At 31.8% G+C, this 327-nt stretch carries 1 pseudogene; it reads right to left on the bottom strand.

Annotation, left to right across the window (positions count from 1 at the left end):
- Positions 1–100: pseudogene (locus tag ACJ5GX_RS06085) on the bottom strand (DUF933 domain-containing protein); the annotation flags it as partial.
- Positions 101–327 lie beyond the last annotated feature (227 nt).

Genomic DNA, 327 nt, shown 5'->3' with positions numbered 1-327 from the left:
TTCCATATTTTATATAGTCTTCAAAGCTTATGGTTTCTGCTTTTATAAAGCCCTTTTCAAAATCAGTGTGAATTACACCTGCTGCTTTGTCAGCTGTTGATCGATCTCTTAACATACAAGTGAAGCTTAGAAACGTCGACGCAACTAAATTAATACTGGAACGCATCGTAAATACAAATATATTTTTATGTACCTACCAAACTGTTAAATAAATATTTTGTTACTTTGTACAGTTACCTCCTTTACCGGGAATTTTGCAAAATGAATATTTTAATGGACTTTGCTATTTTGCTATTAACAAACCTAATTAAGTATCGCGGTATCTCT

The sequence above is a fragment of the Wolbachia endosymbiont of Tuta absoluta genome (assembly GCF_059414725.1).
Note: the sequence above shows the minus strand (reverse complement) of the source record. Positions and strands in the feature narration are given on the sequence as shown.